Source organism: Solicola agrisoli (assembly GCF_049059935.1).
In the GTDB taxonomy this organism is placed as follows: Bacteria; Actinomycetota; Actinomycetes; order Propionibacteriales; family Nocardioidaceae; genus JAURVT01.
The window spans coordinates 25,316-38,676 of sequence record NZ_JBMGQR010000037.1 but is presented as its reverse complement, the minus strand read 5'-3'; the positions used below and the strand labels follow the sequence as shown (position 1 = coordinate 38,676).

The 13,361-nt window shown below is 71.3% G+C and carries 10 protein-coding genes; 4 read left to right on the top strand and 6 right to left on the bottom strand.

Annotated elements, in window-relative coordinates; genetic code table 11:
• On the bottom strand, positions 1-254 hold a 254-nt coding region (locus tag ACI6PP_RS13820), incomplete at its 3' end, for a ferritin-like domain-containing protein (protein ID WP_421112181.1).
• A 149-nt stretch (positions 255-403) separates the two neighbouring features.
• On the bottom strand, positions 404-907 hold the full coding sequence (locus ACI6PP_RS13815; protein ID WP_421112180.1) for a GNAT family N-acetyltransferase: 504 nt from the start codon (positions 905-907) through the stop codon (positions 404-406).
• A gap of 217 nt (positions 908-1,124) precedes the next feature.
• Between ACI6PP_RS13815 and ACI6PP_RS13810 the strand changes: the two genes are divergently transcribed.
• Positions 1,125-1,538: a hypothetical protein gene (locus ACI6PP_RS13810; RefSeq protein ID WP_421112179.1), complete on the top strand. Its 414-nt coding sequence runs from the start codon at positions 1,125-1,127 to the stop codon at positions 1,536-1,538.
• Positions 1,539-1,741: 203 nt separating this feature from the next.
• On the opposite strand, the gene ACI6PP_RS13805 is transcribed toward ACI6PP_RS13810, so the two are convergent.
• The 4 genes from ACI6PP_RS13805 to ACI6PP_RS13790 form a co-directional block, all read right to left on the bottom strand.
• Positions 1,742-4,999 (bottom strand): S8 family serine peptidase, encoded by a 3,258-nt coding sequence (locus ACI6PP_RS13805; protein WP_421112178.1) that lies wholly within the window; start codon positions 4,997-4,999, stop codon positions 1,742-1,744.
• A gap of 225 nt (positions 5,000-5,224) precedes the next feature.
• Entirely contained in the window at positions 5,225-5,542 is a 318-nt protein-coding gene (locus ACI6PP_RS13800) for a DUF1905 domain-containing protein (RefSeq protein WP_421112177.1), read from the bottom strand.
• A 48-nt stretch (positions 5,543-5,590) separates the two neighbouring features.
• Positions 5,591-7,792: a putative bifunctional diguanylate cyclase/phosphodiesterase gene (locus tag ACI6PP_RS13795; protein ID WP_421112176.1), complete on the bottom strand. Its 2,202-nt coding sequence runs from the start codon at positions 7,790-7,792 to the stop codon at positions 5,591-5,593.
• 171 nt (positions 7,793-7,963) lie between these two features.
• Positions 7,964-8,821, bottom strand: a complete 858-nt coding sequence (locus ACI6PP_RS13790; RefSeq protein ID WP_421112175.1) for a sigma-70 family RNA polymerase sigma factor — start codon at positions 8,819-8,821, stop codon at positions 7,964-7,966.
• Positions 8,822-9,085: 264 nt separating this feature from the next.
• On the opposite strand from ACI6PP_RS13790, the gene ACI6PP_RS13785 reads away from it, so the two are divergent.
• From ACI6PP_RS13785 to ACI6PP_RS13775, 3 genes are read left to right on the top strand one after another with little or no spacing between them, the layout of a single operon-like run.
• On the top strand, positions 9,086-10,753 hold the full coding sequence (locus tag ACI6PP_RS13785; RefSeq protein ID WP_421112174.1) for a GspE/PulE family protein: 1,668 nt from the start codon (positions 9,086-9,088) through the stop codon (positions 10,751-10,753).
• A gap of 16 nt (positions 10,754-10,769) precedes the next feature.
• Positions 10,770-11,963, top strand: coding sequence for a type IV pilus twitching motility protein PilT (locus tag ACI6PP_RS13780; protein WP_421112173.1), 1,194 nt, complete (start codon positions 10,770-10,772; stop codon positions 11,961-11,963).
• Entirely contained in the window at positions 11,963-13,192 is a 1,230-nt protein-coding gene (locus tag ACI6PP_RS13775) for a type II secretion system F family protein (RefSeq protein WP_421112172.1), read from the top strand. Before ACI6PP_RS13780 ends, ACI6PP_RS13775 begins: the two co-directional genes overlap by 1 nt.
• Positions 13,193-13,361: the final 169 nt, after the last annotated feature.

Genomic DNA, 13,361 nt, shown 5'->3' with positions numbered 1-13,361 from the left:
CGGGAGTCCAGGCCGTGGCCGAAGACGGCGTGGGAGTAGAACTCGGCCTCGAGGTACTCCAGGTTGAGCGCGAAGTTAAGGACGGCACCGTCGGACGGTGCGGCCTCGGCGGCGCCGATGGTGGTGGCGCCGATGAGGCCGGCGCCGACGGTGCCCAGGCCGGCGATGCCGGCGGTGCGTAGGAACTTGCGGCGGTCGGCGGGGTTCTCTGCGCTGCGGTCGATCATGTCGACCAGGGTCTTGTTTCCGAACACGGTTCTCCTCGATGTCGTCGGACGGGGTGGACCGTCGGCAACGACCGGGACGCCCCGCGCGGGGCGGTGAGCACAGCCTGTGCCCGCGCCGAGGACCGCGGAAGGAGCCTGCGGCGAACTTCACCGAAACCGGAGGAACGACCCCGCGCTCACCCGTCGTCGGTCGGTCGCGGACGGCGCCCGGGGGCACGGAGCGTGAGCGACATGGTCACGGCACCGGAGTGACCGCCGGGGCGACGGTGGGTCTGGTCGGGCGCGGCCTCGGCGAACCCGAGCCGCGTCAGCATCGTGATGGCCGCGGTGTTGGCCGGCATCACCCCGACGAGGAGCCGGCGTGCGCCGGCGGCGGCGGACGCCTCGCTCGCGGCCCGGACCAGCGTGGTGCCGATGCCCCTGCGCCTGAAGACGACGTCGACGGCGAGCGCGCGGACGACCCAGCGGTCACGTGCGTAGGGGAACGGCGCGACGGCCACGAAGCCCACGACCGCCTCGGGCGTGAACGCGACGAGGGTGTTGGCGGTCGTCAGGCCGGCCTCCTCGCGGAAGAAGGGCCGCCCGGCGTCCCACAGCGGCGTGGCCGACACCTCGGGCGACCAGGTGTCGTACGCGATCGTCGCGAGTCGTCGGTCGTCGAGGGCGGCCGCACGTCTCACGCGCAGGTCGTCCAGCATCGTCTCGTCCCCCCAGGACGTCGATCGGTGGAGTGCCTGGGCGGGCCACGGCCCGCCGTGGGCGCCACGGGTCCAGGAGCGCCCGACCCTCGAGCAGGGTCTCGGGTGCTTCGCGGCCACGGAGAGGCTCGGATTGGTTGCCGCGGACAGCAAATTCCGTCGTCCGGTGGAGCGCGGACCGGAACCCGACGGCGTCGCCGTGCGTCCATCCGACATGCGCACCGTCCCGATCCTCGTGCTCCTGACCGGTCTCTCCCTGGGTCTCTCGGCCTGCGGAGGGGGTGAGGACGACGGGTCCGACGCCGCCGGCTCGACGACCGCCACGTCGCCGGCGCCGACCACGACCGCGCCGCCGACGGACGCCCCGACCGACCCGACCCCCACCGGCAAGCCGGGCACCACGACCGTCACCGGCGTGGTGTCGCAGGGCGTCGAGCCGGGTTGCGTCGTGCTGGACGCCGGCGGCGAGCAGCTGCTGCTCGTCGGGGCCGAGCGCGGCAGCACCCCCGACGGCGCGCGGGTGACCGTGACCGGCACCCGCACCCCCGGTCTGGTCAGCACCTGCCAGCAGGGCACCCCGTTCGAGGTCGCGTCGGTCGAGCCTGCCGCCTGACCCCGTCGGCGACGCGGTCCTGCCGCCCGCCACCCGTCCGCCGAGTGGCGCAAAAGCCGGCACGAGTGGCGCAAGAACGGGGTCCGGCGCGGCGTGTCGGCCCGAGTTTGCGCCACTCGGCGGGACCGGGGGACGCACGGAGGTGGACGCACGGAGGGGCCCGCGAGGCGTGTGCCTCACGAGCCCCTCCGGTGGTGCGGGTGCTACTGCGTGACCGCCCCGACGACGACGTCGCCGCGACCCACCTCGGCGTTCTCCGTGGTGAGGAGCGTCATCGACCCGAGGAGCTTGCGCCCCGCGGCCGGCGCGGACCTCGCCACGACGGTGCCGGTGACGGTGCCCTTCTCGCCGTTGTCGAGCTGCTGGGTCGTGGCCGGGACCTCGACCGTTCCCAGCGCCGGGGAGAAGAACACGTCGCGGTAGTCGTACTCGGTCGTGCCCGCGGGCACCGAGTAGCCGTCGACCTGCACCGTGTACGTGCCCGCCGGCGGAGCCGTGATGCTGACCGCCTCCTCGGAGTCACCGTCGGCCGACGTGCCCACGACGGTGGTGCCGCGCAGGACCGTGAGGTCGAGGTCGGCACCGGCGTCGCTCGTGCTGCCGATCGCCACGTCCAGACGGGTCGCGCCCTCGGGCACCACCACGTCGTAGGTCGCGGACTCGCCGTCGGCGATCGACGGACGCTCCTCCACCGAGCTGCCCAGCGGGCCGCCCTTGGCGGTGACGGTGACGGGCGCGAGCGCGTTCGTCAGCGACCAGGTGACGGGCGAGGGGGACCCCGCCTCGACCGAGGCGAGCTCGACCGTCTGCGGCGAGACCGTGACGGCCTGCACCGCGGCCTTGAGCTTGTACGGGTTCGACAGGCTCTTGGACGTGCGACGGGCCTCGACCTCGATCTCCCAGACGCCCGGCAGCGGGTTCTTCACCGAGCGCGAGACCGGGTTGCAGGCCTTGGTGTCGGAGAAGTTGGTGTAGCACTGCGTGCTCGCCGTGGATCCCTGCGGCACGCCGTAGGGGTCGATCGGCAGCATGCGCGTCTGGCTGCCGGTGGCGATGCCCGTGAGGTTCAGCTGCAGCGCGGCCGTGCCCTTGGGGACGTCGACGAAGTACGACGTCGTGCCGTTGCGGTCGACCTTGCCCGACCACGACGTGGCGTACGCCGGCTTGGCCGGGGTCTCGGCCGCGACCACCGTGTTCAGCACCTCGGTGTCGACGCCCGCGGTGCGGGGGTCGTCGAGGCGCATGATCGCGGCGTGCGCGCCCGCGGTGGGCTTGGCCTGGACCCGGACGGTCACCGGCTTGTCGAGCGGGAGCGACACGGTCTTGGCCGAGGAGCTCCAGGTGCCGTCGTTGCCGACCCAGGAGATGCGGTGCGCGACCGAGCCGGACGGGCCGCTGGTGCGCGTCACCTTGACGGCGTACGTCTTGGCCTGGCCGGGCTTGTGCCCGCCCTCGCCGGCGCCGCAGCGGTTGTAGACGCCGGTGCCGCGGTTCGGGGTCTTGAGCGACTCCGACAGCGGGGTGCAGACCGGCGCGTCCACGACGTAGTCGCGGGTCTCGACGTCGCCCTTGCGGAGCAGCTTCCAGGCACCGACGGTGTCGAAGAAGCCATTGCCCTGCGCGTACGTCGGGATGTCCTTCTGGAGCTTCGCCGAGCTGTACAGCGAGCGACGCAGCTGGGCGGGCGTCACCGCGGTGTCGGTGGCGTACGCGGCCGACACGAGCAGCGCGGCCGCGCCGGCTGCCTGCGGGGAGGCCATCGAGGTGCCGTTGAACATCGCGTACCCGATGGGCAGCGTGTAGCCGGACTCGGCGATGTCGGCCTGGTCGTACCACTGCGGCACGGTCGAGATGGCCGAGCCGGGCGCCGAGATGTTCGGCTTGAAGCCGCCGTCCTCACGCGGGCCGCGCGAGGAGAAGGGGAACATGCCCTGCTTGGCCTTGACGACCGAGCCGTAGTTCGACAGCCAGGTGTCCTTGCTGACCGAGGCGCCGACGCTGACGACGTCGGTGGCCACCGACGGGTCGCCGATGGTGTTGAGGCCGGGGCCGCTGTTGCCGGCCGAGATGAACAGCTGCACGCCGTAGTCGGAGATGAGCCGGTCGTAGAGCTCGGCGCGGGCGTTGTTGGCGTCGTTCAGCGCGGGCAGGCCGCCGATCGACATGTTGACGACGTCGACCTTGCGGTTGACGACGAGGTCGGCCATGCCCGTGGTGAGCGCGGCGGCGGTGCAGCCACCGCCCCAGGTGCAGGCGCGCGACGAGACGATCTTGGCGCCGGGTGCGGCGCCGTCCATCGCGCCGCCGAACATCGAGTGCGCCGCGGTGATGCCGGCGACGTGGGTGCCGTGCGCCGACTCCACGAGGCCGATGTTGACGAAGTCGGCGACCTTGCCGACGTTGGCGCCGCCGTAGGGCGACAGGTCGACGTCCTCGCGGAACTCGACCACGAAGGGGGAGGACTCGACGATCGGCGTGGACGGCTTGTCGGTGCCGAAGTGGCCGACCTGGAACTTCTCCTTGTACGGGCGCATCAGCGTCTCGTCGGTGAAGTCGAGGTCCTGGTCGGTGTCGACCCAGATCGCGTTGTCGCTCGCGCGGTAGAGGACGCCCCACGCGTCGGTGGTGTCGCCGTCGCGGTTGACGTCGCCCTCGGGCTCGCTGCCCGCGGTGATGTTCTCGCGGAACAGGTTGAACCTGTACTCGCCCGCGGGGGCGGTCCAGGTGCTGTTGGCGATGACGAACGACGGGCCGGTGACCGTGGTGTCCATGCGGCGCCAGGTGCCGTCCGCGTCGAGGATCGGGTCGGTCGCGGTCACCCAGTCGGTGATCTTGCGCTCGCCGGTCGACGTGCTGGCCAGGGCCGGGTGGTCGAGGTCGACGCCGGAGTCGAGCACGCCGATCGTGGTGCCGCGGCCGTCCCAGGTGGGGTGCGAGGTCTTGAAGTCCGTCGCGCCGGTCTCGTTGGTGGGCATGTACGGGTTGACGTCCGGCGTGTCGGCGCCGGGGCCGGGCAGCGTCGCGGCCTGCTTGGCGGCGGGCGCGCCCTTCTGGGCGACGGCCGGGTCGGGCTGCTCGAGCACCTCGTCGACGTCGATCGCGGCGACGCCGGGGATGGCCGCGGCCTTGCGGACCTGGCTGGTGGGCACCGAGACGCGCAGGTAGCCCAGCTTGTCGAAGCGTTCGGCGACGGTGCCGCCGAGCCGGTCGACGCCCGCGGCGACCTTCTTGGCCTGACCACGGTCGGCGGCGACGAGCAGCGTCACCTGACGCTCGCCTGCATCCTCGGCGTCGGTGAGCAGGTCGATGTCGTGCGAGCTGAGCACCTCGGCCTGCGGGTCCTTGGGGGAGCCGGAGTCGGCGGTGGGGTCGGCGGCGGCGGACGACGCCGCGCTCGCTGCGAGCAGGCCGGCGGCCGTGATCGCGATGATGCTTCGCCTGAGGGTGGACGATCTCGTCACCATCGGGGTCCTTTCGACAAGGTGGGGTTTCCACGCGGCACCGTCGTCGCCCACCGGGGATGTCGGCGGGTGAGTGGCACGGATGGGTGAACACTGGTGGCCCGAACGGGCCATCCACCAGGGTCGCGGGCGCTAATTGTCCGGATCGTTACCGGGCGCGCCGACGCCGTGAAAGATCAGGCCGATCAGGTTTGGGACACCCCGTCGCGGGGAATGCTCGTCGGTTCAGGACGGCTCGGCGATCGTCAGCTCGATGGTGACCGTGTCGCCGACCTCGATGCCCTCCGCGGTGCGGACCGCGAGCTTGAGCGGCACGAGGTAGCGGCCGTCCTTGGGGTACAGCGAGGTGGTGAAGCCGGTGCGGCCGACGCGCGCGGCGACGGGGACCATGCCCCAGCCGTAGGTGACCGCCGAGGCGAGCTCCTGCACGAAGGCGCTGTCGTCGTCGGGCACCGCGACGAAGTGGTGCGGAGCCGGTCCGCGCCAGGAGAAGACCGGTCCGCTCACCTGGAGCCGGAAGCCGCCGGGGCCGCTGTGGTCCATCGGCCCATCGCAGCCCATCGGGGCGGCGTGGTCAAGACCGGCGCGAGGTCAGACGATGCGCAGGTCGGGCACGCCCGTGCGCGGACCCTTGCGGGGCAGACCCACGTCGATGCCGTGACGCAGCAGCTGCTCGGCCTCGTCGACCGGGACGGGCCGCGACCAGAGGTAGCCCTGGCCGAGGGTGCACGAGGTCTGCTGGAGCCACAGCGCCTGGGCCTGGTGCTCGACGCCCTCGGCCACCGTGGTCAGCCCCATCGTGTCGCCCATCGCCAGGATCGCCCGGATCAGGGACGTCGAGCCGGTCTCGGTCTCGTCGATCCCGTCGACGAACGACTTGTCCACCTTCAGGACGTCCACGGGCAGGGTGGCGAGCTGCGACAGCGAGCTGTAGCCGGTGCCGAAGTCGTCGATCGCGACCCGTACCCCGAGCTGGCGCAGCAGGGTGAGCGCGCCGATCGTGGTCGCGGTGTCCGACAGCAGCGTCGACTCGGTGATCTCGAGGACGAGCGACGACGCCGGGAGCCGGCTCTGGGCCAGCGCCGAGACGACGTCGTCGACGAAGTCCGGCCGGGACATCTGCTGCACCGAGACGTTCACCGCCATCGTCGGCCGGTGGCCGCCGGCGTGGAACCGCACGGCCGCCTCGCACGCCCGGTGCAGGACCCACCGGCCGAGCGGCAGGATCAGGCCGCTCTGCTCGGCGACGGGCACGAAGGCGCCCGGCGGGATGAGGCCGCGCTCGGGGTGCTCCCAGCGCACGAGGGCCTCGAAGCCGGTGATCGACTGCGTCCGCAGGTCGACGGTCGGCTGGTAGTGCAGGACCAGCTCGTCGGACTCGATCGCCCACTGCAGGTCGTTGCGCATCTCGAGCACCTCGAGGGTGCGGTGGTGCCAGCTGGAGTCGTAGACCGCGACGCTGCCCTTGCCGCGCTCCTTGGCCATGTAGAGCGCCACGTCGGCGTTGCGCATCAGCTCCTCGCCGTCGGTGCGTCCCGGGAGGGCCTGGGCGATCCCGATGCTGCAGGACAGCGCGAGGTGGTGGCCGTGCAGCTCGAACGGCGCGGCCAGCGTCGCGCTGACGGTCTCGGCGGTGCTCGTCGCGGACGTGAGGTCGGTGTCCTCGAGCAGCACCGCGAACTCGTCGCCGCCGAGGCGGGCGATGGTGTCGCCGGTGGCGGTGGTCGCGGAGAGCCGCTCGGCGACGGCCGCGAGGAGGTCGTCGCCGACCCCGTGGCCGAGGCTGTCGTTCACGTTCTTGAAGTCGTCGAGGTCGATGAACAGGACCGTCAGGGTGCGGACGCCCCCGTGGTCGCGGCGGACCAGCGCGTGGGACAGGCGGTCGGCGAACAGCTGACGGTTGGCGAGCCCGGTGAGCGCGTCGTGGAACGACTGGTGCTCGAGCTGCTCGGTGAGCTTGCGTCGCTCGGTGACGTCGCGGAGCGTCAGCACGAAACCCTCGACCGCGGGGTCGGTGGTCTGGTCGACCAGGGTGCCCTCGAGGACGACCTGGTAGCCGTCCTGGCGCGGGAACCGCAGCACCAGGGGTTGCCGTCCGGGGCGTGACGCGGCGAGCGCCTGGGCGAGGACGAGCCGGTCGCCCTCCTCCAGCCGGTCGACGAGCCGCACGCCGACGAGATCCTCCGGGCCCAGCCCGAGGACGGGCGCGGCGGCGGGGCTGACGAAGCGGACGGTCGAGCCGCTGTCGAGGATCGCGATCACGTCCTCGGAGTTGGCGACCAGGGCGGTGAGCCGGTGCCGCTCGGAGTCGAGGACCTGCTGGCTCGTGAGCCGGCGCTGCAGGTCGCGGTGACGGGCGACGAGCCGGCGGAACCAGACGAACCACCCGACCGAGACCACGACGAGCAGGGTGGCCAGGATCGCGACCACCTGGACCTCGGTGGTGGCCTGCTGGCGGGTGACGCCCTCACCGGTGGCCTCGAGCGCGCCGCGCAGGAGCTCCAGGTTGGACGGCGTGGGGTCCGCGGCCCAGGCGGTCGCGGCGCGGTCGACCGAGGCCGAGCCGGGGGCGTCGGTCGCGACGAGCGCGCCGACGGCGTCAGTGACGACCGCGGGGTCGCCGGCGTCGCTCCAGCCCGTCACGGCCGTGGAGGCGCGGGCGTGGGCCAGCTCGCGGGCGTCCACCCCGTCGTCGAGGTGGAAGACCCAGAGCAGACAGAACAGCTCGGACACCAGGATCAGGGCGGTGACCGCGATGACGACCGGGGTCGCGAGCCTGCGGCGCGCGTCCATGGATCCTCCTCCGCGTGGCGCCGGTGGCGCCGGGTTCTGCGTGACGACGGCGGTGCCCGTGTGTTCGAGCGAGGAGGGCGATCGTCTCGCCGTCCCGGTCACCCAGTGCTGATCGGCACGGTGGACGACGACCTGAGGGGGATCGGGCAGGAGATCGTCCGGGTTTCTCCGTCAGGCGGAGGTGGGCATGGCCTCGCCGGCGAGGCGCTCGCGGTAGGTGCGGCGCGAGGCGACGTCGGCGAAGTAGGTCTCGCGCCGGCGGGCGGCGCATCCGCCCGGACGGTCGGTGGGGGAGACCAGCTCGGGGGCCAGGTGGGTGTTGAGCGCGTCCTTGAGCAGGACGAGCGCCTCGGCGCGCATCTGCGAGATGCGCGACTCCGACACGCCCAGCTCGACGGCGATCTCGGCCATCGGGCGCTCGTGGATGAACCAGCCCTCGACGACCACGCGCAGGCGCTCGGGGAGCGTCGCGACGGCGTCCTGCAGGTAGGCGATCTGCTCGCGCTTCTCGATGATCGTGTCGGCGGCGGGCGCACGGCGGACGTCGAGGTCGTCAGCCTGGCGGTCGTCGAACCCCTGGAGCGAGAGCACCGACGACCGGGCGACGTCGTCGGCGTGCGACGCGAGCTCCTGGGTCGTCAGGCCGGTGGCCGCGGCCAGCTCGGCGGCGCTCGGCACGCGGCCCAGCTCGGCGGCGAGCCGGTTGCGGGTCTGCTCGACCTCGCGGGCACGGCGGCGGACCGAGCGGGTGGCCCAGTCCAGGCCGCGCAGCTCGTCGAGCAGGGCGCCGCGCACGCGGATGGCGGCGTAGCGCTCGAACGTGACGCCGCGCGAGGGGTCCCAGGCGCGGGCGGCGACCACCAGGGTGGCCATGCCGGTGCCGGTCAGGTCGTCGCGGTCGACGTGGCTGGGGATGCGGGTGCAGACCTCGCGCACGAGACGGCGGACGAGGGGCATGTGCTGCCGGACGAGCGCGTCCGGTGCGGTGTCGACGACCGAGGCCGGCACCAGTCCGAGAGAAGGGGTCACGTGGTGAATATTGATGAGGAACTCGTTCGCTTGGAGGAGAAACAGGCAAACGTTCTCCTCCATTTGGGTAATACCACCCAGATGGGCCATGCCGGACGACCCGTGCCGGGGGGTTCCGGACCATCTCACCCGTTCTGAGGGCCCCGTGTCCGGGTTTCTCCTCTACCTGGTGGAGGAGAACGCGATCCGCCGGATTCCTCAGGTCGGTCCACCGGTGGCCGATCAGGCACGCGCACCAGTCAGCACGGACACCAGGAGGTCGTCGTGGTCCCGTCGTACCGAGCCCTGCTCAACGCCCTCGCGGCGCGGGGCGTCGACGCGCACCTCCTGGAGGAGGCGGCCGAGGAGTCGCAGCGCACCGGACGCTCGATCCGCGACGTGCTGATCAACGACCGCATCGTCACCGAGCTCGAGCTGACCGAGGCGTCGGCGGACTCGCACGGCATGGCGAGCGTCGACCTCGTCGGCTACCCGATCGACGCCGAGGCGGTCGCGGCCATCCCGCTGCAGCTCGTCACGCGGCACCGCGTGCTCGGCATCGGCTGGAACAACGGCGCCCTGGTCGTGGCCATCTCCGACCCCGGCGACGTCGTCGCGCTCGACGACATCAGGGCCGCCACCGGTGCGCTCATCACCCCGATGGTGGCCGCGCGCAGCGAGCTGCGGAAGCTGATCGACCGGCTCAAGCGCGAGCAGACCGACCTGGCCGACATCGCCGCCTCCTTCACCGACACCCAGTCCTCCCAGATGACCGCCCAGGTCGCCGACGGCGAGGACGCGCCCGTCGTCCGCTACGTCAACTCGCTGATCGAGCAGGCGATCCAGAGCCGCGCGTCCGACCTCCACATCGAGCCCACCGAGGGCGAGCTGCGGGTCCGCTTCCGCATCGACGGCGTGCTGCACGACGTCGACAGCGTGCCGGCCGCCGTCCAGTCACCGCTGATCTCGCGACTGAAGATCATGGCGAGCGTCGACATCACCGAGAAGCGGGTGCCGCAGAACGGTCGCATCACCGTCCGTCTCGACCGCAACAAGGTGGACCTGCGACTCGCGACCCTGCCGACCGTGTGGGGCGAGAAGGTCGTCCTGCGCGTGCTCGACACCGGCGGCATCGACCTCGAGCTGCGCAAGCTCGGCTTCTCGGCCGCCAACTACGAGCGCTTCCAGACCTCGTTCACCAAGCCCCACGGGATGGTCCTGGTCACCGGGCCGACCGGCTCCGGCAAGTCGACCACGCTGTACGCGACGCTCAGCGAGATCAGCAAGCCGTCGGTCAACATCATCACCGTCGAGGACCCGGTGGAGTACCGGCTGCCCGGGGTCAACCAGGTGCAGGTCAACGCCAAGGCCGGGCTGACGTTCGCCGCCGTCCTCCCCGCGATCCTGCGCTCGGACCCCGACGTCGTGCTGATCGGTGAGATCCGCGACCCCGTCACCGCCCAGCTGGGCATCGAGGCCGCCATGACCGGCCACCTCGTGCTCACCACGCTGCACACCAACGACGCGCCGTCGGCCGTCACGCGTCTCACCGAGATGGGCGTCGAGCCCTTCCTGGTGGGCTCGTCGGTGGACTGCGTGCTGGCCCAGCGGCTCGCGCGCCGGCTGTGCGACTGGTGCAAGGAGCCGTACGCCCCCTCCGAGCGCGAGCTCCTGCAGATCGGCTGGCCCGACGAGCTCGAGGTGCCCGAGAAGCTCTGGAAGCCCGTGGGCTGCCGCTCGTGCGGCCAGACCGGCTACCGGGCGCGCCTGGCCGTCAACGAGGTCATGCCCGTCACCGAGGAGATCGAGCGGCTCGCCGTGCGCAACGCGTCGGCGTCCGAGATCCACCACGTCGCCGTCGCCGAGGGCATGGTCCCGCTGCGGCACGACGGCCTGATGAAGGCCGCCGTCGGCGAGACCACCATCGAAGAAGTCTTCCGCGTCACCGTCTGAGCGCACAGGAGCACCCATGACCGCCTACCTCCCCCCGGCCCACGCGCCGGCCGACGCGCCCGCGCACTCGGCGACCGCCGACGTCGTGCCGATCACCGACGAGGGCTTCGGGCGTCCGTCCACGCCCGACGCCGTCGACGGCGACCCGCGCAGCGCCATCGAGCACCTGCTGCGCGAGACGGTCGAGCGCGGGGGGTCGGACCTGCACCTCACCGCCGGCATCGCCCCGTGCATCCGGGTGCACGGGGCGCTGCGCCCGGTCGAGGGAGTCACGAAGCTGACGCCGAAGGACACGGCAGCGATGATGAAGAGCATCGTCCCGCCCGAGCTGTGGGAGCGCTTCGAGCGCGACAACGAGCTGGACACTTCGTTCTCATTGATCGGTCTCAGCCGGTTCCGCGTCAACGTGTTCGTGCAGCGCGGTGCCGTCGGCGCCGTCATGCGGACCATCCCGCACAAGATCCGCAGCCTCGGCGAGCTGGGCCTGCCGGCCGACGTGGAGAAGTTCGCGCACCTGCCGCGCGGGCTCGTCCTCGTCACCGGGCCCACCGGCTCGGGCAAGTCGACGACGTTGGCGAGCCTGCTCGACGTCGCCAACCAGACGCGCTCGGCGCACATCATGACCGTCGAGGACCCGATCGAGTACCTGCACACCCACAAGCGGTGCGTGGTCAACCAGCGCGAGGTGGGGGCCGACACCGAGGACTTCCCGACCGCGCTCAAGCACGTGCTGCGGCAGGACCCCGACATCATCCTGGTCGGCGAGCTCCGCGACCTGGAGACCACCAGCACCGCCATCACCGCGGCCGAGACCGGCCACCTCGTGCTCGCGACGCTGCACACGCAGTCGGCGTCCCAGACCATCGACCGGCTGATCGACATCTTCCCCGCCCACCAGCAGTCGCAGATCCGTGCGCAGCTGGCCAACTGCCTCCAGGGCGTCGTCACCCAGGCGCTCGCACCGACCAAGGACGGCAACGGGCGCACCACGGTCTGCGAGGTGATGGTCGCGACGCCCGCGATCCGCAACCTGATCCGCGAGGGCAAGGTGCACCAGATCCCGACGTTCCTGCAGTCGTCCGCCGACGTGGGGATGATCAGCTTCGACCAGCACCTGGCGCGCCGCTACACCGACCAGCTCATCTCCAAGGGAACCGCCCTCGAGCTGGCCCACGACCCCAACGAGTTCAAGAGGCTGGCGATGATCTGATGACCGTCACGACGTTCACCTACGAGGCGGTCGACGCCACCGGTGCCCTGGTCAAGGGCAAGATCGACGCCGACTCGCCCGAGGCGGCCACCCGCGCGCTCACCGTCCAGAAGCTCACGCCGCTCGAGGTGGCCGGTGCCGGCACCGGTCTCAACAAGGAGATCTCGATCCCCGGCTTCGGGGGCCGCACCTCGCTGCGCGACCTGGCGGTGTTCTCTCGGCAGTTCGCGTCGATGACGTCGTCCGGCCTGACGCTGCTGCGTTCGCTGGCGATCCTGGAGGAGCAGACCGAGAAGAAGGCCTTCAAGGAGGCCATCACCCAGGTCAAGGTCGACGTGCAGGGCGGCGCCACGCTGTCGTCGTCGATGATCAAGCACCCCGACCACTTCCCGCCGCTGATGATCAACATGATCAAGGCCGGCGAGACCGGTGGTTTCCTCGACGGCGCGCTCTCGCGGATCGCCAAGATGTACGAGGCCGACGCCGACCTGCGGTCGAAGATCAAGTCGGCGATGACCTACCCGGTGATCGTGCTGACGTTCTCGTTGATCCTGGGCGCCGCGGTGATCATCTTCATCGTCCCAGTGTTCGAGAAGATGTTCACCCAGCTCGGCGGCGAGCTGCCGCTGCCCACCCGGATCATGGTGGGTCTGTCGAACAACATCTGGTGGGTCGCCCCCCTGCTCATCGTCGTCGTGCTCACGGGCCTGAAGGGGTACCGGACGGCGATGCAGACCAACGAGGACTTCCGTTACCGGATGGACGGTCTGAAGCTGAAGCTGCCGGTGTTCGGGTCGCTGTTCACCAAGCTCGCCATCAGCCGGTGGTCGCGCAACTTCGGCACCCTGCTGTCCGTCGGCGTGCCGGTGATCCAGGCGCTCGACGTCGTGGGCGGCACGTCGGGCAACTCCCTCATCACCCGCGCGATGGGAGACGTGCAGGACCAGGTGCGCGTCGGCGGCCAGATGTCCACCGCGCTCCAGCGGCACGACCTGTTCCCGTCGATGGTCACCCAGATGCTCGAGGTGGGCGAGGAGACCGGCCAGATCACCGACATGCTCGACAAGGTCGCCGACTACTACGAGAAGGAGGTCGAGACGGCCACCGAGTCGCTGTCGTCGGCCATGGAGCCCCTCATGGTGGTCCTGCTCGGCACCGTCATCGGCTCGATGGTGGTCTGCCTCTACCTGCCGATGTTCAGCGTGTTCCAGAACATCCAGACCAATTGAGCGAGGGCGGCCACGAGCCGCCGCCGGTCCGGCCGGGCACCCCGCGGGGTGCCCGGCCGGACCTGTGCGTCGGGTGTCAAGCCGACGCGACGCACCTCGTCAGGTTGGCGGGGAAATTTCTCCTCATATTCCTCAGGTGGGGGAGCCGGCCGCCGATCACCTCTGTGCA